The organism is Rossellomorea sp. KS-H15a (assembly GCF_024195245.1).
In the GTDB taxonomy this organism is placed as follows: Bacteria; Bacillota; Bacilli; order Bacillales; family Bacillaceae_B; genus Rossellomorea; species Rossellomorea vietnamensis.
This window is the reverse complement of record NZ_CP096886.1, coordinates 614,207-635,721: the sequence shown is the minus strand read 5'-3', so window position 1 is coordinate 635,721 and position 21,515 is coordinate 614,207. Positions and strand designations below refer to the sequence as shown.

The following is a 21,515-nucleotide window of genomic DNA, read 5'->3' as shown; positions in this document are numbered from 1 at the left end:
ATATGGAGTGGCAAAGCCTTAAGCCCTATTCTTTATCTTTAGGTTTCTTTTTGAACTTTTCTACCACTCTATATACTTTTTTGATGTACGCTTTAAAAATTCCTGCCACTTTATTATATAACTTCTCGACTCTTTTTGTAAGATTTTTCGGCAATAAATTCCAAATACCCTTCAATATCCACCATATCGGTGTGATTACGAGCTTAATCGCCCATTGCATCACTTTCATGATCACCTTTAAAAAGAATAATATGACGGATAAAAGCCCTTTTCCTATAGATAATACAATCGTGATCAGAAGCACAATCATCCATTTTATCGGTGAATAAATCAATCTTTTCACCATTTTCACTCCGAAATTATACAGGGAGATAAAAAACAATATCAGGCGTTCAAGGAACGCCAAATAATGTTGCTTGATCAACGCCTGGTAAGCGGCAAAACCGCATAATAGCGCAATGAAAATATAAAAGCGGATCTCACCGAAATTCACGACGAATAAAATATAAAAAATCGCCAGTGCCTGCAAAACCCAAAACATGATGTCATTGATGAATACAAGCCACCGTTTTCTCTCGGACCGGTGTAAGAACCGGGAATACGTGTCCAACGTCATACCAAATAGTGCCCCCATGCCGATCATGGAGAGCATGGTATAGAACTGGGTCGAGAGGGTCATCGAAACAGCTTGCTAAAGAAGCCTTTAGCCTTCTCCCCGTTTTGTTCATCCAGGTAGACGAGATCGAACACCTTTCCTTTTATAGAGACGATGCCTTTATCCACATCCAGATTTTTCATTTGAAGATTCTGGCCCCTGACGGAGAGGAATCCCATGACGGTTTCAAGGAGGAACTCTTCGTTATCGAAGCTTTCCACTTGCTTCACTCCTGTAATATCAAGCAGCTTGCGGCCCCTCATCATTACATCATGTTCCTGAAAGGTTTTATCTTTGTTTCCATCATATTGATTCATATCCATCCCTCACATTCCCATAGTACAAGCTTTGTAACTATGTTTATGTGTATAGAGGAAAAATAGAACCAAATAACAGACCAAATGCTATGTATCCCTTACTCCGTTTCCTCGACCCTTTCCTCTGAAAGGACGGAATAAAGCCCGCTTGCTTCTTCTTTTTTCGTTGTTTCAAGAAGCCTTTCAATCTTTACCCTCATAATTCTCTGGCCAAACCTTACGCTTAGTTCATCCCCTACTTTTACATTGGAGCTTGCTTTGGCCTGTTGCCCATTCACAGTGATACGTCCCTGGTCGGCAATCTCTTTCGCCAGGGTTCTTCTTTTTATGAGCCTGGATACTTTTAAAAATTTATCTAATCTCATGGATACCATTGTACATTTCCCCTTATTCGATATTCATCTTTTTCGCTTCGTTCCAAAATCGGTCCAACTCTTCCAATGTAAAATCTTCAAAACTCTTACCCGATTTCATTACTTGTTCTTCCACATAGGAAAACCTGCGGTAAAACTTCGTGTTCGTCATGGCTAATGCTTCCTCAGGGAAAATCTTATAAAATCTGGCCACATTGATCAGAGCGAATAACACATCTCCAAATTCTTTTTTCATGTCGTGTTCACTATTATTCTCGACTTCTCTTTCAAATTCCTTTAATTCTTCCCATACTTTCTCCCAGGCACCTTTAGGGTCTGCCCAATCAAAGCCCACTTTTGCAGCTTTTTTCTGATATTCAAATGCCTTCATGAGAGCAGGCATACCTTTTGCCACATTCTTAAGCATCGGTTCCTTGTTGTCCTGTTTTTCACGTTTCTTGATTTCGTCCCAGTTTGCTTTCACCTGCTCCGTGTTTTCCACTTGAACGGTTCCGAATACATGAGGATGTCTCCGGACCATCTTGGACGCCAGTCCTTCGATGACTTCTTCCATGGTGAACATGCCCTCATCCTCGCCTATTTGTGCATGGAGCATGATTTGAAGGAGGACATCCCCCATCTCTTCGATCATATGATCAATATCTTCTTCCTCGATGGCTTCCAGTAGCTCATATGTTTCCTCAAGGAGATATTTCTTGAGTGAATGGTGGGTTTGTTCTTTGTCCCATGGGCAGCCATTCGGTCCGCGAAGCGTCGAAATGATTTCCCTTAATGTCGCATATTGCTTAAAGGAGGATTCCATTTCCTCGACAGCCGGAACATAGAGGCTTGTCAAATTACTGAGATCAGCAACCCGGTCAAGCTCCACCAGCGGGATCCGCTCCACCTTTTCTTCCGTACTTCCGGCAGCCGTTACAAGGGAGACCTCATAATCATACGGATAAAGCTCCATCAGAGTGAGCTTCACTTCAGAAGCGATGAAGGCATCATACACCTGCCCGATGATGAGCTGCTGGTTCATTTGGATATCATGAAGCTTTAAGCTGGTACCATCAAGGAGCTGGAATCCATCAATCGGATCCGCTCCCACAGAAGCAAACAGGGCATCGATAAAGCTCTGTCCACCGCCGATTTCAACGTGGATTGTCCCTTCTTTATGTAGGTCCAACAGCATTTGGACAGCCTTTTCTGCAACCAATGGGTGACCCGGAACGGCATAGACAAGGGAATGCTCTTCTGATGCCGTGATCAGGTTTTGAACAATCTCTTCATATACGAGATCGAACTGATCATGTTTTTCATAGACAGCATCGAAAGAATGATAGGTGATCCCTTCTGCTATTAAATCATTTACGACGGGATGCTGATCCGTCCTCAAGTAAAGGTGTGAACTGTTCTTAATCCTCCTGTATACTCCCAATGGCAACTGTTCTATATCTCCTGCGCCTAACCCGACGATCGTTATCGTATTCATGTTAATCTCCTCGCTACTTATTATTCGGCTGAACTTTATTCATCAACCACACCCATTTACTCCCAAAGGGCAAGAAACTGATGTCTTCTCTTGAAAGGACATTCCCTCTTAAAAACACGATCAAAAAAAGGATGCCGCCGATACAAACGCCTCCTATTGAAAAAAGGACGGAAAGCGGACGCCCGGGCATTCCATTATCCAAAAGTGTATCATATATCCACATCAGCCCCTGTAATCCAATCGTCATGGCCGCTCCGCTCAGCAGCAATGTCTTATAAAAAGAGAACGTAAAGAATCGGATCGGAAACCATTTTCTAAGCTTGATCACCATCATGATGGCAATGATACTTAAAGAGCCAACAGTCGAGACCGATGCCCCCATGACTCCCATCACTGGGATGAGACAGGCATTTCCGAGGTATTTCACGAAAATCCCCATCAGGATACAGAATGCCGGGTAATAAATTCTCCCGATTCCCTGAAAGATGCCTGCAAACGTCAAAATAAGGCAGCTGAAGAATATCGATAGACAGAAGACAGCGATGACCTTGGAACCGAGGGCATTTTCAAATAGCATCGTATTGGTCGGCACCATGATATTGATGATTCCCAGCGTGGCAGCGAATCCGATGGTGATGCTGATCTTAAGGGAAAGCTGACTGTACTCCCTTACTAAAGATTCTCTTCTTTTGAGATAGGCATTTGTCACCAATGGAACGATGGTCAGTGAAATGGAGGTAGCCACTACCGTCCCGAGCTGGACAAAGGGTTGTCCCCGGTCATAAATCCCCTTCCACGTTTTCGCGCTTTCCGCTTCCATCCCTGATGACAGAAGAAGGGAGTATACATTTAATGAATCCACAAATTGGAGTAAGACGAGCAACATGGCACTTACACAGATAGCTGTTCCGTTCTTGAATAACCGGGACCAGATCTGTACGTAATCGGCAGGAAGAGAAAGATATTTACGTGAAAACAGCTTTTCCCTCCGCGCAGTAAGGAAAGTAAGAAGAACAAGAAGTCCGCCCAGACCACCGGTAATCGACCCGAACAGCGCACCTTTCCCTGTCATGTATAAAGAGTACCCTTGAGATACAAGGATGGTCGAAAAAATCAGAATCGTCGCCACCCTGATTGCTTGTTCCGTCACTTGAGAAACAGCCGTTGGCACCATATCTTCTTTCCCTTGATAATACCCCCTGATGACAGAGAGGGGGGCTAATAATAGGAACGATAAAGAAATCACTTGAAGTAACGGCTTCAGCAGGGGATCTCCCATCCAACGTGCGATCACGCCTGAACCGAAGTAGACGAGCAGAAACCAGGAAAAACCAACGAAACAAAGGAATAAAAAGGAGGTGACGGCCACTCTCTTTGCACCCTCTTCATCCTCTCCTTCTAATTTCTCTGCAACCATCTTTGAAATGATGACAGGGAATCCATAGGTGGATAGAGCGATGGCAATTCCGTAGAACGGATACACCTGCTGATATATATAAAACCCGATATCTCCAACAATATTTTGAAAAGGGATCCGATAAACGGCACTTAATAATTTGGTTACCAATGCCGCAACCGTTAATACCATGGCCCCTTTCAAAAATCGGCTGGAGGAGTACTTCTGACTCAACCCGTTTTCCTGCCTTTCTTTACCTCTTACTTCAAGTCTTGACAGACCGAAGAAAAATCATTTATATACTGGTCATTTTACCATAAAGGGTTGTATGTTTTCTCGAATGGGGATGACGACAAAAAAAGAAGAGCGGCGATTTGCCACTCCTTTACGTTATGACTCCATTTGTCTTGCTAAAAAGCCAGCTGCCGTTTCTACTGCCTTTTGTTCCACTTCGCCTACTGTACGGTCCTTTGAGAAAATCGCAACGGCACCAATCGGATCTCCATTTGCGACAATCGGAGCGATCGTATAGGAAGCAAGATCCTCACCGTGTCCTTCTACAAGCTCAGCTTGTCCCTGTTGAGTGTGTAATAGAGACGTGCGGTCATCCATTACCTTCTCGATGAGTTCACTGATGTTCTTATTTAAATACTCTTTCTTTGAAGCGCCGGAGATGGCGATGACTGCATCCCGATCACAAATTAACACGGCACTTCCCAAACTGTCGTACAATGCTTCGCCATATTCCTTAGCAAAGTCACCAAGTTCACTGATTGGGGAATATTTCTTTAAGATGACTTCTCCGTCACGATCAACGAAGATTTCCAGGGGATCTCCCTCGCGAATCCTTAATGTCCTGCGAATTTCTTTCGGAATGACGACACGTCCTAAATCATCAATACGACGAACAATACCAGTTGCTTTCATCTATAGTTGCCTCACTTTCATCAGATGATTTTTATTTGGCAATGCATCCTTGTTGAATACTTTACCATTGTTGAGTTTAGTATCTTACAACTTAGAAGTTCTATACACATTCAGTTATTTTTTCTGTAATTTCACTAAAATTCTAATGCAGGTATCTTTTTCCATTGTTGGCAGCTGCATAAATACTAATACCCTTATCATAGTAGAGTGAAACAATCCACGCGTTTACATTTTGGTTACATTATTATAACGAAGGGAAGAAATGCCACTGGTTTGTGTCGAATTGATGAAATGATCACACGTTTTCTTCTATTTTTACCGCTTCATCCAGATGTTTGATGATGTCATATGCCATGTTAAACCATTTGGACGGTTCCAAGCGTGTTGTGTTAATCGAGATTTTGAGCTTGGATCCTTCCATTCCAAGTCCGACTGCACGGCCGTGTTTATTGCAAAGATTGAATACTTTGGAACCGTCGATCTGTGCCGTTCCTTCCGGCGACATAAAGATATTCACCGTTTTCTTATCCTGCTTGATGGATTCGAGCTTTGTATTCTTCGCATAGATCTTCATTTCAGAGATGAGGAATAAGTAGCCCACCTCTTCCGGATATTCACCGAACCGGTCCAGGATCTCTTCTTCGAGTTCCTCGATTTCAGGAAGGGAAGAAAGGGATCGGAACCGTTTATACATTTCGATCTTTTGATGACCATCCTTAATATAATCATCCGGAATATAAGCGTCGATTTCAATGTCCACTTCAAAGCTTGATTCAGGCTGCTTCGGAAGATCTCCTTTTCGTTCTTCGATGGCTTCTTTCAGCATTTGGGAGTACAGGTCGAATCCGACAGAATCGATGAATCCGTGCTGCTGCGCCCCGAGGAGGTTACCCGCTCCACGGATCGTCAAGTCACGCATGGCAATTTTGAACCCGGATCCCAGTTCCGTGAATTCTTTGATCGCCTGCAATCGCTTTTCTGCCACTTCTGTCAGGACCTTATCTTTACGATAAGTAAAATAGGCATAGGCAACCCTGTTTGAACGCCCTACCCGTCCTCTTAATTGGTACAACTGGGATAAGCCCATCCGGTCGGCATCAAACACAATCAACGTATTGACGTTCGGAATGTCTACACCGGTTTCAATTATCGTGGTTGTGACTAGCACATCATATTCTCCTGCAAGGAAGCTTAGTATGACGGCTTCGAGCTCATTCTCGCTCATTTGACCATGAGCATAGGCAATCCGGGCATCCGGTACGAGCATGGAGATTTCATCGGCTTTTCTTTCAATATCTTCGACACGATTATAGAGGAAATACACCTGGCCATTCCTTGCCATTTCCCTTTCAATCGCTTCTTTAATCAGGGCACCGTTGTACTCCATTACATAGGTCTGAACCGGGAACCGGTTTTCAGGCGGCGTTTCAATAACCGATAAATCCCTTACACCGAGCATCGACATATGAAGGGTGCGGGGAATCGGCGTAGCCGTTAAGGTCAGAACGTCGATATTCGTTTTTAATTGTTTGATCTTCTCTTTATGCGTGACACCGAACCTTTGTTCTTCATCGATGATCAAGAGTCCTATATCACGGTATTGAATGTCTTTTGAGAGAAGTCGGTGGGTTCCCACTACAATATCCACCGTTCCGGTCTTAAGTCCCTTCGTTGTCTCCTGCTGCTGCTTCCTCGTGCGGAAACGGCTTAATAAACCGATTTCCACTGGGAAGTCCTGAAAACGCTCTTTGATGGTTTCATAATGCTGTTGAGCAAGGATGGTGGTGGGCACGAGGATGGCCACCTGTTTCCCATCTGCAATCGCCTTGAAGGCAGCCCTGATCGCAACCTCGGTCTTTCCATATCCTACGTCCCCACACAATAACCGGTCCATCGGACGTTCTCTTTCCATATCGTGCTTGATTTCACTGACAGAGCGCAGTTGATCATCTGTTTCTTCATAAGGGAAAGCCATTTCAAATTCTCTCTGCATGTCCCCATCAGGAGAGAAGGCATAGCCTTTTGCAGCTTCCCGTTCAGCATAAAGCTTGATCAAATCATCGGCGATATCCTGAACGGAAGATTGAACCTTCGACTTGACCTTCTTCCATTCACTTCCACCCAGTTTATAAAGCTTTGGATCCTTATTTTCCGAGGCAACATATTTCTGGACCAGTTCAATTTGATCGACCGGTACATAAAGTTTGTCATTCCCCTGATACTTCACATGGAGATAATCTTTGTGCACCCCGTTGATCTCCAATGTTTCGATCCCAAGGAATTTACCGATCCCGTGATTCACATGAACCACATGGTCCCCGACTTTCAGCTCAGAGTAACTTTTGATCCTCTCTGCGTTTGAAAGTTTCTGCCTTCTCGGCTTCTTTTGGGTTTTCTTATTGAACAATTCTTCTTCTGTAATAACCGCAAGTTTCTGAAGAGGGAGCTCAAATCCGCTTGTCAGGCTTCCATTGATCATCTGGATCGTTCCCGGCAGGAGCTTATCTCCATCTTCGACAAAGGCAATCTCAATCTTGTAATCGTCCAGTACCCTTTGAAGCTTCTTTACGCGTTCTTCATCCGGTCCTAACAAGACAACGGTATATCTTCCTTTTTTCCACCTATCCAACTCTGCCTTCAATACGTTCATCTGCCCATGGAAATTCTGCATGGGCTTCGTTGAAACATTGAAGATGTTTTGTGGACTGGTATTCGGAATATGGCGCAGGAACAATGAGAAATACACCTTTGGCAGCTTCGTCTTACTAACTAACGAAGAAAACGTGTGGGACACAGGAACGTCTTGAATGATTTGTCCTTCCTGAAGCAGGGAGGTAAACCATTCCGCTTCCTCTTTCTCCAGGGATTCACTCATTTCCTGGACGCGACTGTATTCATCAAAGAATAGAACCCCGTCATCTGGTAAATAATCTAGCAAACTACTAGGCTTTTCATATGCGAGGGACAGGTACTTAAAGATTTGCTCAGGAACCTGCCCATTTTCGAGCTGACTCACCTCATACCCTATGTACTCTGTCATCTTCTCTTTTACGGCCGCCGATTTGACCTTCTTCAAGCTTGTGGAAAGACCTGCGTTGATTTCATGAATAAGCCTCTCCATATTTTCATACTTCAATAAGACCTCTGTGGCAGGGCCTATTTCAATCTCATTGAGTTTATCAATCGAACGCTGATCTTCAACCGAAAAAAGGCGGATCGAATCAATTTCAGTGTCGAATAATTCAATCCGGACAGGGTTCTGAGTGGTTAACGGAAAAATGTCGACAATCCCCCCGCGAAGGCTGAATTCACCAGGTGTGCTAACCATCCCTGTCCGTTGATAGCCCATTTGCACCAGCTGATTTAAGATTTCATCCAAGTCGATATCTTCACCCATTTGAAAACGGATCTGATTCGTTGCCCACATCGATTGAGGTGGAAGGATTTTTCGCAATCCGGCAACAGGTACAATATAGACACCCTTTTGATGATTGGAAAGCTTATTCAATACTTCGATCCGTTGTGCCCTCAACTCGGGACTTGCCACACTTAGCTCTGCTGCGATCAGCTCATTAGCAGAATATAAATATACTTCGTCCTCAGACAAAAATTGAATGAGGTCATCATAAACTTTTTGTGCCTGAAACAAATTATGCGTCACCACTAGGGTAGATTTATTCGTTTGTAGATAGACATCTGCTATATAAGCTGTCCGGGATGAGCCCGATAATCCTGCCACAAGTTGTTCAGACAGACGCTCCTCCACTCCAGCGATGATGGACTGTAGTTCTTCACTTTGGTGAACCTGCTTTAAAATACCTTTCAAGTGTACGCTCCTCCCCTGTGGTTCTTTCTATAAATGATCTAAAAGTATAAACAGAAAAATGCTTTGGCTCTTCACCAAAGCGTTCTTACTGAATGATATGATCTAATTCATGGTAGTCCGGATTTCTCTCCAGGCTCTCCTGACAATCTTCACAGATCGTTTTCACTTGGATGTCCCCGTTGTCCTGATAGTGAACCATATGTAGCCGCTCTTCATCCGTCAGCATATGAATCCCAAGCTGTTCGGAATGAACGGACACATTTGAAAGAGTCCCGACATTCGTTCCGCAATGCCGACACTGATAATGGATCGCCATATCTTTCCCTCCATACACATTTATACTGTTAGTATGAACCTGTTAGAAGGGAGTTATTCAGACCCAGGAAAGGATTGACGATAAAGGGACCCTGGACATTCAGTATATGACATGGTCAGTTGAATTTATTCATGACCTCAAGGAATGGTCTATCCAACCAGGTTTCACATGCTTCCACGCTTGAAGAAATAGCTTTATCCAGTTCAGGCTGCTCTTCCTTCGAAAATTTGCCCAGGACGTAATCCGGCACGCTCATTCCGTTGGTCGGACGGTCGATGCCCACCCGCAGACGATTAAACTGCTGGGAACCTAAATGGGCAATGGTCGATTTAATGCCATTATGCCCCCCGGCACTCCCCTTTTGCCTTAATCTTAATTTTCCTACAGGCAAGTCCAGGTCATCATAAATGACAAGTAAATCCTCATCTTCAATTTCAAAATAATCCATCAGGGGTACAATGCTTTCCCCTGACAGATTCATATACGTAAGGGGCTTTAACAGCACGACCTTTTCACCTTTATGATGATATGTGCCGTAAACCCCTTTAAATTTGGACTGGTTCAACGAAACGCCCAGTCGATCGGCTAATGCATCTATAATAACGAAACCGATATTATGTCTCGTCTTCTCATATTGTGATCCCGGGTTCCCGAGCCCAACGATTAATTTCATTTCTCACACCTCTTCTGACCTTATACCTCTAGAATAACGTAAAAAGCGCAACCTGCAAAAGGTTACGCCAAAAAATATTGATTTTTTACTCTTCCTTCGATTCGCTTTCATCACTGGCTTCCGATTCTCTTCCTTCTTCATTCTCAGGTGTGCCAGCTTCCTGCTCTTCACCACTGTCGATTTCTTCTTCCTGTCTTGGAGCAAGGATGGAAGCAATGGTGCGGTCATCTTCTTCATTGAGAGTGACGCTGTACTTATCACGGATATCACTGATCGTTACCGTTTCTCCCACTTGGAGCTCGGTTACATCCACTTCGATGGATTCAGGGATATCATTTGGTTTCGCTGTTACAGATACCTCATGCAGAGGTTGCTGCATTACGCCGCCGTCTTTCACGCCGGCCGCTTCTCCTACAAGCTCAATACGAACATCCGCATCGATTTCTTCTGACATATTCACAGCAAGGAAGTCCACATGCGTGACAGCATCCTTCAGATGATCCTGCTGGTAATCACTTAAAATAACGTTTTGTTTATTGCCATCTACATTTAAAGAAATGATACCGTTTCTTCCTACTTCACGGATGGTTTTAATGAATGTAATGGCATCTACCATAATCGGTGTATTATCTGCTTTGTAGCCGTACACGACTCCCGGGATATTCCCCTCATGTCTCAGCTTTGTTAATGAAGATCGTTTAAAATCTTTCCTGGTATTTGCTTTTAATTCTGTTGCCATGTCTAATCCAACACCTTCCCTAATCTTTTATGTTAGTTAAAGTTCTATATATAGTAATTACCCTAATGTGATTTGAAATAAACATAGAAAAATCAATTCATTACAGGAAGAGTGCTTCAAGGATGTTGGCAGATAAGGGTCTCAAGACTTTCCGACAGGAGCCGGAAAACGAAAAAAGAAGAGCTGGTCCTAAGATTAAAAGGACAAGCTCTTCTTTCTATGCACAAACTACAAATATTAATTCTTAATCAAAAAGCGTGCTGACAGATTGTTGCTCGTAGATGCGGATGATCGCTTCGCTGATCAAAGGAGCCACTGACAGGGACTTCACTTTACCGATCATTTTCTCTTCACCCAATGGGATGGAGTTCGTCACAACCAATTCTTTGATGTTGGAGTTTTCAATGCGCTCGATGGCAGGACCAGAAAGAACCGGGTGCGTACAGCAGGCAAAGACTTCTTTCGCTCCGTTTTCAACCAATGCATTGGCTGCCAGTGTAATCGTACCGGCAGTGTCAATGATATCATCGATCAAGATCGCGATTTTCCCGTCGATATTACCGACGATGTTCATCACCTCTGCCACATTCGGCTTTGGACGACGCTTATCAATGATGGCGATAGGCGCTTTCAGACGTTCTGCAAGCTTACGTGCTCTCGTCACCCCTCCATGGTCCGGAGATACGATAACAAGATCTTCCGTATTGAATCCTCTTTCTTCAAAGTAATCCGCTAAAATCGGCACACCCATGAGGTGATCGATCAGGATATCGAAGAAACCTTGAATTTGAGGAGCATGCAGATCCAGTGTGATGACACGTGTAGCACCGGCTGTTTCTAAAAGGTTCGCCACTAATTTAGCAGTGATCGGCTCACGCGCTCTAGCTTTACGGTCTTGGCGGGCATAACCATAATAAGGCATCACGATGTTAATCGTCTTGGCAGAAGCACGTTTCAGGGCATCCACCATGATCAGAAGCTCCATCAGGTTTTCATTTACCGGCTGACAAGTGGATTGGATGACAAATACGTCACAACCACGGATACTTTCTTCAATGTTGATTTGGATTTCACCGTCACTAAAACGTTTCACGGACGATTTACCTAATTCCACTCCTACTTCATCTGCAATTTCCTTTGCAAGATGGTAGTTAGAATTAAGAGAGAAGATTTTCAACTTGGAATTAATATAAGAGTTTGGCATTGTGGACCTCCCATTATTTCTTATGATTTAGATTTTGAACATAATTTTCTTTATTTACTTGGCGAGCTCTTGCAATGGAAAGAGACTCACCGGGAACATCCTCAGTAATGGTAGAACCAGCGGCAATGTAGGCACCTTTCCCTATGCTGACAGGGGCAACCAGATTAGAATTGCAGCCTACAAATACACCGTCTTCAATCTTTGTCAGGTGCTTATTCTTCCCATCATAGTTCACGGTGATCGATCCACACCCGATGTTGACGTCACGTCCGACTTCAGCATCACCAATGTAGCTTAAATGTGAGGCCTTACTCGCTTTACCGAATGTTGCTTTCTTGATTTCTACAAAGTTACCGATCTTCACTTCATCTTCAATGGTAGAAGCAGGGCGGATATGAGCAAATGGCCCGATTTGAACATCCGCTCCGATCGAACTGTCATGAGCCACAGACTGCTTCAAGACTGTACGGTCCCCGATCTGACAATCCTTCACCTCGGAGTTCGGTCCGATCATGGCATCTTCACCGATCGATGTGCTGCCTTGAAGCACTGTGCCAGGCAGGATCACGGTATCTCTTCCGATCGTTACATCTGCATCGATATACGTATTGTTGGGATCTTTGATCGTTACACCATTGCGCATATGGAATTCATTGATGCGCTTTTTCATTGTGATCTCTGCTTGAGAAAGGGCCACGCGATCGTTGACACCAAGCGTCTCATCAAAGTCACTTGTCTGATAGGCACTGACGATTTCACCTTCCGATTGAAGGATCTCAATGACATCCGGCAAATAATATTCACCTTGTACGTTATCATTCGAAACCTTCTTCAGGGCATCGAATAACGCTTTATTATCAAAACAATACGTTCCGGTATTAATTTCTTTCACGCTTCGTTCTTCTTCACTTGCATCTTTATGTTCCACAATGCGTTCCACTAATCCATCCTGGTTACGGATGATCCGTCCATATCCATCAGGGAATTCCGTATGGCCCGTCAAAATGGTCGCTTTGGCACCCTGTCCTTCATGATGCTGCACCAGTGCTTCCATCGTTTCTCCTTTAATGAGCGGCGTATCGCCACATACCACTAAAGTCGTTCCTTCCAAGTCACCCAGGACATCTTCAGACTGCATCACAGCATGAGCTGTCCCTAACTGCTCAGCCTGAAGAGCGAAATCACTCTTGCCTTCTAAATGCGACTTCACAAGCTCAGCACCATGACCGATGATCGTGACAGTCTTCTCTATATGTAGTGTTGAAATTTGGTCGACCACATGTTCCACCATCGGCTTGCCACACACAGGATGAAGAACTTTATAAAGCTTCGACTTCATTCTCGTACCTTGCCCGGCAGCTAATATAACGGCATATCGATTTGTCATTTTTGGTCCTCCAATAACCTTTTTATCCATAACGAATATATCCTAAAAACTCTACCATTTCAAGGATTCATGTAAAAGTACATATATTTGACAAACAGAAAAGCGGAGGCGGCTTGCCCAGGCCCGACAAGCATAAGATGAATTGACCGGAAAGGCGTTCTTTGCCTTTTTGGTCAATTTAGCTTATGACCTCGAGCCTCTAGCCGCCGGAGCTGGACAGCGCAGAAAAGCGGAAGGCACAATGTCGAATTTTCTTTCCCACAAAAAAACAAAAAATGTTCATTTAGAGGTTTCGCCTTTCTATAAGCCTGGGTATACAAAAAACGTAAGAACCAGCGCTTTTTAAAAAGGGGCTCCAGAAGACAAAAAAAAAGAGCCTTACAAAAAGTAGGCTCTTGATGCTATAGATCCTATTAGGAAGCCCCAGCTTCTTCTAACTCAACTTCTTCCAGCTCTCCTAAACGGTGGTACTCAGCTAAAACGGCGTCTTGAATCTTGCCGCGGGTACCCGAATTGATTGGATGAGCAATATCACGGAATTCTCCATCCGGAGTCCGCTTACTTGGCATCGCTACAAATAAGCCATTGTTCCCATCAATCACGCGAATGTCATGAACAACAAATTCATTATCCAGCGTAATAGATGCGATAGCTCTCATGCGACCATCGGTGTTTACTCGGCGTAATCTTACGTCTGTTACTTCCATTCTGTTCACCACCTTTTTCCCTAGATGAAATCTACTCTATGTATTCAACGAATTATTTAGATATTCCTTCTTAAATTGTAAAATTTTTTGAAAAGTTTTATTTTTTCCATTCATTCAACCATTCCATTTGAACTACGCTTCTTTTTTGATACAAAAAAACACCCGTGAAGATTACTTCACGAGTGCGATTACTTCAATTTCAACCTGAGCATCTTTAGGTAAGCGGGCTACTTCCACACAAGAACGGGCCGGCTTGTGGTTGCTGAAATATTCCCCATACACTTCATTGATTGCCCCGAAATCATTCATATCCTTGATGAAGACCGTTGCTTTGACCACTGTTTCGAAGGAAGCCCCAGCTTCCGATAGTACAGCTTGAAGATTGCGGAACACTTGATGCGTCTGCTCCACTACATCTCCTTCGATCATTGAACCCTCGGCCGTTAAAGGAATCTGTCCTGAACTGTAGAACAAATTATTTACGACAATACCTTGTGAATATGGCCCGATTGCTGCCGGTGCTTCCTTAGTAGAAACTACACGCATAGTAAATGCCTCCCCTTATGGTAAAAATGTTAGATCGGATTGAAAGTAATTTCCTTCCGTTAAGGAAATCTGCTTATCCTTTTCATTTACATCAGACAATTTCAACAATGAAACATAATCATCCACCAATCGTCCGTCCATGCTATTGGATTCAACCAGAACCCCGATCCCCGACAAGGTGGCAGAAAACTCTTCCAACAGGTTTTTCATTCCATTGATGGTCCCGCCAGCTTTCATGAAATCATCGACAACCAATACTTTGGACCCTTCCTTCAAACTTCTTTTAGAAAGAACCATGGATTGGATTCTCTTCGATGAACCGGACACATAATTGATGCTCACTGTCGATCCTTCGGTTACACGGCTGTCCCTTCTGACAATGACCACTGGTACATTCAAATATGAGGCAATCGCATTGGCAATCGGGATCCCCTTCGTTGCGACCGTCATAATGACGTCTATATCTTTTTCAGCAAATGCGGATGCCAGTAATTTGCCGACACTCTTCATGAGCTGAGGGTTACCAAGCAGATCGGTCATATAAAGGTAACCGCCCGGTAATAGTCGATCGGAGCTTTCCAGGTGGACACATAGCTCTTCAATCATAGCCTTCGCTTCCTGACTGTTTACCTTTGGTACATATTTCACTCCACCTGCTGCCCCGGGAACCGTTTGTACCGTTCCGACACCCCGTCCCTCAAATGTTTCCTTTACAATCGTCAAGTCTTCACTGATAGAAGACTTGGCAGAACCGTACCGTTCAGAGAAAAAAGTCAAGGGCACAAGTTGGTGGGGCCGTTCTAATAAATAGTGCGTCATATCAATCAATCGTTCGCTGCGCTTAAACTTCACCAAAGAAACCTCCTAAATCCGAATATTATAAAGTAAATATATCATTAATATACGGATTTCGGCAAGAGCTCTTAATCTCCAAGCATGCGCACTGCGAAAACTTGATCACAAAAACCTCTTAAACCATTGTAGATTCGATGAAGTCTTGATTCATATTGCACCAATCCATATACTGTCGGGCCGCTTCCGCTCATCAGAACGGCATCGGCACCGAACCGCTCCATTTGATCTTTAATCTGGGATACTTCCGGATGCATATCCAATGTAACCGATTCGAGTACATTCCCGAGATTGGAGCAAATATTACGATAATTCCCATGTTCTAAAGCTGATACCATTGCGCTGGTATCCGGATGCTGTATGTTTTTCAAGTCCAGATTTTTATACACATCCGCTGTTGAAACGCCTATCGTCGGTTTGGCCAGGATCACCCAGCAGTTCGGGGGAGCAGGAAGATGTTTGATCTTCTCTCCTCTTCCCGACGCCAGGGCTGTCCCTCCATAAACACAGAAGGATACATCAGAACCGATTTCAGCACCCAGCTCTGCCAGTTCGTCCATACTCAGACCTAAATCCCATAAACGATTCAGCCCTTTCAAGGTCGCAGCCGCATCACTGCTTCCCCCTGCCAACCCTGCTGCCACAGGGATCACTTTATCGATGGAAATGGCTACACCCTTCTTGATGTTTAATTTCTCTTTCAACAGATGTGCAGCCTGATAGGCAAGGTTTCTTCCATCATCCGGCACAAATCGATTGTGGGAAAGAATTTTGATCGTATCGTCTGAAAGATTCGTCAGTTCAATTCTATCCGCTAAATCGATTGTCGTCATAACCATCTCAACTTCATGGTAACCATCTGAACGTTTATGTAAAACATCAAGTGATAGGTTAATTTTTGCCGGCGCCTTTACTAATAACCTCATATCATCACCTTCTTACCAATACTCTTTGTTATATTGTATCATACACTTATTATAGAGAGTGTTAACTTCTAAACATACTCATATAAGTATGTTATTTTATCACGTAAAGTACTGATAGGAAAGATGGCGTTGCCTCTTATAAAAAAGGGCCGCCGGAAAAGCATGACACTTTTTAGGCGACCTTTTGTATATGGTACTGATAAAAGATGTAATCCATATGTGTAAAAGAGTTAGTGAGTATGATGTTCGGACAGCTGCCGGCTTGCGCGCTCAACTGCACGCTTTACCATATTCCCTGCGTCCCGGGACGTGATCCCACCCCAGCCATCCTTCTGAACAACGTCATAGAACCCTAATTCCTGAGCGATTTCCTCTTTTAATTGGTCAGACATGATCCCTCTTCTTCTACTCATTGTCTACCTCCTTTAGTTGCACCACATGGTTAGTATGTGTACGGAAAGGTTAAATAATGTTGAAAGATCATATGTAAATCATGTATTTATAAACAAATAAAAAAGCAGCAAACAATTGTCTACTGCTGGCTAAAGATGATATTTCCTGTTGCTTCATCATAAAATGTTAATTGAACTGTCTCAGTGAGAACATCTGCATAGCTGTAAGAAACTCGTTCGAACGCATTCTCTTCTTGATCCAGCTGAACCACGAATACAGAAGGATACGTTTCGGCTAGAACACCTGAACGCTCAATTGTTTTTCGACGTCCACCGTTTGCTTTAAGCATTAAACGTTTCCCCAGATTAGAATCAAGGGATCTTTTAATGTCGGCTAATGTTTTTGGCATTTCGCTTCCACCTCACTGTTATTAAATATAACACATTATGTAATTTTAGTCAAATAAATTTATTATTTTAACAAGAATCATGAACACCTGTCAATATATTTTATTCAACAAAAAGTACGTTTTTTCTACAACCCTAACATTCCCCAATGAATGAAAAATTATGTAAACAATAAAAGCGGAGGCGGCTTGACAAGTCGCGACAAGGTTAAAAAATCACCACCCAACCAGTATATGTCACCTAAAAAGGAAATAGACCCTACAAGTAATTGTAAGGTCTTAGAAGGTTTTGTCGAACCTTCCCTATTCTTCTTCTGTGATTTTGTATGGCATTCCCGTCCGAAGTACACCTTTCGTCTCGATTCCACCCAATCCTTTGTCTCCTGTCAGTGTATTGCGGATGACATCCCAGACATTCACCGAATCTTTAAATCCCGTGAAACAGATCTTTGCTACGATATAAACAGGATCGAGGGCATGGATATTGACTCTTGAGGGGGAACTCGCGAAGTTGGCACCTGCATGGATCAGAGATTCAAAGTGGGATTGACAGGCGCCGGCGAAGATCACAAGCTGATCCAGGTGGGGGGATTTGCTGCGGGCCTCCCTTACTGCCTGAACAAAATACTTCGAATGGCGGTACGCGTTGATATCAGCCTTGGCCCCTTTCGACTTGGAGTAGGCATCGTGACCTGTTAATACAATAATATTCGGTCTATATTTATCGATAAGGGATCCGATTTGGTTAGGCATTTCTGTTTCACTACAGTGTACGCCTTTAACCGGGACACCGATTTTCTCATAAAGATCTAGGCATTTTCTTAAATAGCTGGGATCTCCATCAAGATGAAGCACTTTCCCCGGGACTTGGAAATAGTTGTAATCGTCTCGATAAGCATTCGTGACCCTGTATTCCTGCTTATACTTGAGAAGCTCTATATCCTGTCGGAACAGGTCGAGGGATTGTTCTTCTTTCGAACGAAATTCCTGCGCAATGCGGTCCTGTTCTCTAGGGTCCATCTTCTTCAAATCATGAAAAGGAGCATCCGCTATTAATCGAAAATCTTCACCATACAGTACTGCCGTTTTATGACCATCTATCATGCGGATATCTATTACCCTGAATAAAATATCACATCGATATGAAAGGCGACCTACGACATCATTGATTTCGATATTCACATCAGTCACTCCCATGGGCTAAACATTGGTTGATAAAACAAAATAGGAAATCAACAAGCCGAGGAGGGTCTGCATCCGCCTGCCCTTCTCAAAGCCCTTCCTTATCATCCATTAAGTAAATATTCCCTGTGATAACCTATGCACTCCCGGAATATTCCGTGTCAATAAAATGGGAGTGGACTGATCAGTTAACATATACAAAAAAATGGCTAAACGCTCCTTCACGTTTAGCCATTTATGCATGCTTTAGTTGAAATTCGGGTACAACTCATCGCTTAAGCGGCCGAATTCCTGTATCGTCAGTGTCTCCCCCCTGCGGGTAGGTTCGACGCCAGCTTGGGATAATGCCTCCAGGATCAGCTCTTTCTTTTCCTTCCCCTGAGGGAGTTGACTCGTTAAGTTATTCAAAATCGTCTTTCTTCTTTGAGCGAAGGACGAGCGTGTAACGGTAAATAGGAAGTCTTCACTGATAACCTCTACAGGAGGCTTCTCACGCTTCGTCAGGCGGATGACGGCAGAGTCTACATTCGGCTGGGGCATAAAGACCGTTTTAGGGACAGTCATGACCATCTCAGCCTCTGTATAATACTGAATGGCGATGGAAAGTGATCCATATGCCTTTGTTCCCGGTTGAGCTGAAATACGGTCCCCTACTTCCTTTTGGAGCATGACGCATATTCCCCTGATCGGGAGACGTTCCATTAATAATTTCAGGATGATGGGCGTGGTGACGTAATACGGAAGATTGGCTACCACCATAATATCGTCGAATCCTTCAAATTCTCTGTTTATGATCGCTTCAACATCCGCTTCAAGGATATCTTCATTTATTATTTTCACATTATCATAAGGAGACAGGGTGTCATCCAGGATCGGGATCAGTCGCTGATCGATCTCAAAGGCTACAACTTTTCCCGAAGTACGGGCAAGATGTTCTGTCAGGGCTCCGATTCCAGGTCCGATTTCAATAGCCGCTGTTTTCTCGGATAGTCCTGCATATTCCGTTATGTTCCTTAAAATATTGGGATCAATTAAAAAATTCTGACCAAGACTCTTCTTAAATGAAAATCCGTACTTTGTAAGGATTTCCTTTGTTCGTATCGGGGTTGCAATATCTTTATGCATGTTCTTCCTCCTGAATGATTTCCATTAACGCTTTTTTAAATTCTTCTTTTTGAATATTAAACATCCGTAAACGTTTCTGCAGCTGTTTTCCATTAGTGTATCCGATTCTAAGCTTCTCACCAAGGGCTATTCGCCTGTCCTTCGACTGCGGGCTTCCGATCAAACCGGCATCGATCAGATCTTCTTTCGAAATGATTTCCACCTGATCGACATCCAATAAATGAGCTTCCTTCAAGGACTCCCTTATGACGTCCGGGCTTGCATGTTCGACACCTATCCCCCTGCCTGATTTCGGCAGCGCGTCTTTCTTATGTACAAAGGCATGCTTGCATCCGGGTACCGCTTCACTCACAATCTTCCGAATTCGTTCTCCCGGATAATCGGGATCCGTAAATATGATAACGCCCCTTTTTTCCTGGGCGTGCTTAATTTTCTCTATAGTAACAGGAGAAACCGCAGAACCATTCGTTTCGATCGTATCTGCATCGACGGCACGCTGAATGGCTACCGTATCGTCCTTTCCTTCCACCACAATGATTTCTTTGATTTTCATAATTCCTCCAAAAAAGTTGAAACATTTTTGCACTTCAATTCGTCTAATAAATGAAGACCTAAAGCTATTATAACGGTTTTAACCGAGAAATAAAAAAAAGCAGGAAAACACCCTGCTCCTAGTTCAATATTTTCACTTTGATTGTTTTTCTTCCCCAACGATAAGCGTCTGATTTGGATGCGAAGAATACATCGATTTTATTCCCTTTGATCGCTCCGCCTGTATCTGCCGCAACAGCATATCCATAGCCTTCCACATAGACCTTTGAACCTAAAGGAATAACGGAAGGATCGACTGCGATCACTTTAACGTTAGGATTCGATTTCAGATTGATGCCTGTAGCCGTATGGCCGGAGCATCCATTACATGAAGCTGTGTACGCAGTAGAACTGACATAGAATTCCCGTCCGCCACTAGGAGCGGCTGATGCTTCTGCACTGGATGATGAGGATGAAGAACGTCCACGTGAAACCTGGGCCACTAAAACCTTTGTTCCGACATTGACGATTTTATCCTGACTTTCTTCCACGACTTTTTCACTCACTAATTTTCTGGAAACCTCTTTACCATTCTCTTTTACGATTTCATACTTCTTTTCAACTTTTCCGTTTTTGCCTTCTTGAACGACTTTCTCTTTTCCTTTTGAAAGGTCGGAGTCCTTCTTGGAAATAACGGTGAAATTCTTTGTCTCTTCCACTACATCGGTGACTTTTTCAACTCGAACGACATTTACGACATCATTTGCTTTAACAACTTTGTCTAAACTTGGTTCAACACGGTCTGAATCTTTTAGTGTAATTCCTTGTTGCTTTAAAAAGTCAGCGACCGTAGTCGAAGTAGACCATACCTTTTGTTCTTTTCCACCGTTTACAAGCTTAAGTGAAAATGCGGTATCAATCTTTACATTCATGTTCCCTGTTACTTTTTCTGATAAGCCGGGTTGGACCTTATCATGTTCTCCTACTTGGATTTCATTTTCGGAGAGTAACTCTTTTACTGTTTCAGCAGTCGTCCAGATTTTTTTCTCCTGGCCACCTACTGCTATCCCTACCTGTTTTGCCGGTTCCCAAACGATATTCATGTTATTTGAAACCTTCGTATTCCCCGAGGGGTACAAATAGTCTTCTGAGCGGGGTGAAATCTCTAATTCTTTTAATATATCTTGAATCGTGTTTGCATGCGTCCTAATCTCTTTTTGCTCGCCGTCTAAGGTCAATGCTACAGTGTTCTTCGATCCTTCATAAAAAAGAATTCCGAATACAGCTGCCGATGTTACGATGGTTCCGATTGTAACAATCCATTTCCTTCGACTCAAAGACTTGGAAAACAGGCTTTTCATGGCTTTAAAGTTCATGAAAAACGCCTCCTTTTCTCGGAGTGATTATATAGAGTTATCCAGTGACTGTCAACCCTTGCTTCTTCTAACCTAATCTAGCAAAATATTACAACCCGGGGAACACAAAACATATTATGCAGAAAATGCAAGAAAAAGAAAAGAGAGAGTTATCGACACGTTTATCCTATGAAACACGATTCC

Annotated in this window: 22 protein-coding genes; all 22 read right to left on the bottom strand. The window is 43.4% G+C overall.

Translation table 11 applies throughout. The features are described 5' to 3' along the window. Window positions 1-25: 25 nt before the first annotated feature. Window positions 26-679: a spore cortex biosynthesis protein YabQ gene (gene yabQ / locus M1J35_RS03085; RefSeq protein ID WP_034762986.1), complete on the bottom strand. Its 654-nt coding sequence runs from the start codon at window positions 677-679 to the stop codon at window positions 26-28. Further along, entirely contained in the window at window positions 676-972 is a 297-nt protein-coding gene (yabP, locus tag M1J35_RS03080) for a sporulation protein YabP (protein WP_034763030.1), read from the bottom strand. The genes yabQ and yabP overlap by 4 nt, the downstream gene beginning before the upstream one ends. A 98-nt stretch (window positions 973-1,070) precedes the next feature. After that, on the bottom strand, window positions 1,071-1,337 hold the full coding sequence (locus M1J35_RS03075; protein ID WP_034763029.1) for an RNA-binding S4 domain-containing protein: 267 nt from the start codon (window positions 1,335-1,337) through the stop codon (window positions 1,071-1,073). Window positions 1,338-1,359: 22 nt separating this feature from the next. Beyond that, a complete protein-coding gene (mazG, locus tag M1J35_RS03070) occupies window positions 1,360-2,820 on the bottom strand; it encodes a bifunctional methyltransferase/pyrophosphohydrolase YabN (RefSeq protein ID WP_254652747.1) in 1,461 nt (486 codons plus the stop codon). A 13-nt stretch (window positions 2,821-2,833) separates the two neighbouring features. Further along, window positions 2,834-4,450: a putative polysaccharide biosynthesis protein gene (locus M1J35_RS03065; RefSeq protein ID WP_254652746.1), complete on the bottom strand. Its 1,617-nt coding sequence runs from the start codon at window positions 4,448-4,450 to the stop codon at window positions 2,834-2,836. Between the two features lie 156 nt (window positions 4,451-4,606). Then, window positions 4,607-5,143: a stage V sporulation protein T gene (spoVT, locus tag M1J35_RS03060; RefSeq protein ID WP_034762981.1), complete on the bottom strand. Its 537-nt coding sequence runs from the start codon at window positions 5,141-5,143 to the stop codon at window positions 4,607-4,609. A gap of 295 nt (window positions 5,144-5,438) precedes the next feature. After that, window positions 5,439-8,969, bottom strand: a complete 3,531-nt coding sequence (gene mfd / locus M1J35_RS03055) for a transcription-repair coupling factor (protein WP_224522378.1) — start codon at window positions 8,967-8,969, stop codon at window positions 5,439-5,441. Between the two features lie 85 nt (window positions 8,970-9,054). Continuing rightward, window positions 9,055-9,285 (bottom strand): anti-sigma-F factor Fin, encoded by a 231-nt coding sequence (locus M1J35_RS03050; RefSeq protein WP_034762976.1) that lies wholly within the window; start codon window positions 9,283-9,285, stop codon window positions 9,055-9,057. A gap of 115 nt (window positions 9,286-9,400) precedes the next feature. Continuing rightward, on the bottom strand, window positions 9,401-9,958 hold the full coding sequence (gene pth, locus M1J35_RS03045; protein ID WP_254652745.1) for an aminoacyl-tRNA hydrolase: 558 nt from the start codon (window positions 9,956-9,958) through the stop codon (window positions 9,401-9,403). 85 nt (window positions 9,959-10,043) lie between these two features. Continuing rightward, on the bottom strand, window positions 10,044-10,697 hold the full coding sequence (locus tag M1J35_RS03040) for a 50S ribosomal protein L25/general stress protein Ctc (protein WP_034762972.1): 654 nt from the start codon (window positions 10,695-10,697) through the stop codon (window positions 10,044-10,046). A gap of 244 nt (window positions 10,698-10,941) precedes the next feature. After that, window positions 10,942-11,901 (bottom strand): ribose-phosphate diphosphokinase, encoded by a 960-nt coding sequence (locus M1J35_RS03035; RefSeq protein WP_034762970.1) that lies wholly within the window; start codon window positions 11,899-11,901, stop codon window positions 10,942-10,944. A gap of 13 nt (window positions 11,902-11,914) precedes the next feature. Beyond that, window positions 11,915-13,288, bottom strand: a complete 1,374-nt coding sequence (glmU, locus tag M1J35_RS03030; RefSeq protein ID WP_254652744.1) for a bifunctional UDP-N-acetylglucosamine diphosphorylase/glucosamine-1-phosphate N-acetyltransferase GlmU — start codon at window positions 13,286-13,288, stop codon at window positions 11,915-11,917. Window positions 13,289-13,701: 413 nt separating this feature from the next. Beyond that, complete coding sequence (gene spoVG, locus M1J35_RS03025) at window positions 13,702-13,995, bottom strand: septation regulator SpoVG (protein ID WP_032085215.1); 294 nt, start codon at window positions 13,993-13,995, stop codon at window positions 13,702-13,704. 171 nt (window positions 13,996-14,166) lie between these two features. Then, the gene (locus M1J35_RS03020) at window positions 14,167-14,541 is read right to left on the bottom strand and encodes a RidA family protein (protein WP_224522380.1); all 375 of its coding nucleotides are present in this window, start codon (window positions 14,539-14,541) and stop codon (window positions 14,167-14,169) included. A gap of 15 nt (window positions 14,542-14,556) precedes the next feature. Then, window positions 14,557-15,393 carry a pur operon repressor gene (gene purR / locus M1J35_RS03015; RefSeq protein WP_224522381.1) on the bottom strand — a complete coding sequence of 279 codons (837 nt, stop codon included), beginning with the start codon at window positions 15,391-15,393 and terminating at the stop codon, window positions 14,557-14,559. Window positions 15,394-15,464: 71 nt separating this feature from the next. Continuing rightward, the gene (gene ispE / locus M1J35_RS03010; protein WP_254652743.1) at window positions 15,465-16,319 is read right to left on the bottom strand and encodes a 4-(cytidine 5'-diphospho)-2-C-methyl-D-erythritol kinase; all 855 of its coding nucleotides are present in this window, start codon (window positions 16,317-16,319) and stop codon (window positions 15,465-15,467) included. A gap of 230 nt (window positions 16,320-16,549) precedes the next feature. Continuing rightward, window positions 16,550-16,732 (bottom strand): alpha/beta-type small acid-soluble spore protein, encoded by a 183-nt coding sequence (locus tag M1J35_RS03005; RefSeq protein WP_034762960.1) that lies wholly within the window; start codon window positions 16,730-16,732, stop codon window positions 16,550-16,552. Window positions 16,733-16,851: 119 nt separating this feature from the next. Next, window positions 16,852-17,121, bottom strand: a complete 270-nt coding sequence (gene veg / locus M1J35_RS03000; protein WP_032085220.1) for a biofilm formation stimulator Veg — start codon at window positions 17,119-17,121, stop codon at window positions 16,852-16,854. 300 nt (window positions 17,122-17,421) lie between these two features. Beyond that, window positions 17,422-18,315: a sporulation peptidase YabG gene (gene yabG, locus M1J35_RS02995; RefSeq protein WP_079534934.1), complete on the bottom strand. Its 894-nt coding sequence runs from the start codon at window positions 18,313-18,315 to the stop codon at window positions 17,422-17,424. A gap of 231 nt (window positions 18,316-18,546) precedes the next feature. Next, window positions 18,547-19,425, bottom strand: a complete 879-nt coding sequence (rsmA, locus tag M1J35_RS02990; protein WP_224522382.1) for a 16S rRNA (adenine(1518)-N(6)/adenine(1519)-N(6))-dimethyltransferase RsmA — start codon at window positions 19,423-19,425, stop codon at window positions 18,547-18,549. Next, window positions 19,418-19,978 (bottom strand): ribonuclease M5, encoded by a 561-nt coding sequence (gene rnmV / locus M1J35_RS02985; RefSeq protein ID WP_229597140.1) that lies wholly within the window; start codon window positions 19,976-19,978, stop codon window positions 19,418-19,420. Before rnmV ends, rsmA begins: the two co-directional genes overlap by 8 nt. A gap of 118 nt (window positions 19,979-20,096) precedes the next feature. Further along, entirely contained in the window at window positions 20,097-21,332 is a 1,236-nt protein-coding gene (locus M1J35_RS02980) for a G5 and 3D domain-containing protein (RefSeq protein ID WP_244886941.1), read from the bottom strand. Between the last annotated feature and the right edge of the window lie 183 nt (window positions 21,333-21,515).